The 235-nt window shown below is 69.4% G+C and carries 1 protein-coding gene; it reads left to right on the top strand.

Going from position 1 to position 235, the window contains the following annotated elements; genetic code table 11:
* Positions 1 to 235: amidase family protein (locus SB754_RS23000; RefSeq protein ID WP_410784566.1), on the top strand; the 235-nt coding region annotated here is incomplete at both ends.

Here is a 235-nt window from a genome sequence, read left to right as displayed (position 1 = left end):
CACGACCCGCACGACGCGACGTCGCTGACGACTACCTGGCCGTCGTTCGCCGCCGCCGCTCGCGAGGGCGCGACGGGTGAGGTGCTGAAGGGGCTCAAAGTCGGCCTGGTGAAGGAGCTGCACGGCTTCTCGAAGGGCGTCGAGGATTCGTTCCAGGCGGCCGTGAAGACGCTCGAGGCGGCCGGCGCCGAGGTCATTGAGATCAGCGCCCCGCACTTCAAGTACGCCACGGCCG

The organism is Leifsonia sp. SIMBA_070, from assembly GCF_046534635.1.
Classification (GTDB): Bacteria; Actinomycetota; Actinomycetes; order Actinomycetales; family Microbacteriaceae; genus Leifsonia.
The sequence above is the reverse complement of the archived record's forward strand: the minus strand, read 5'-3'. Positions and strand labels throughout refer to the sequence as shown.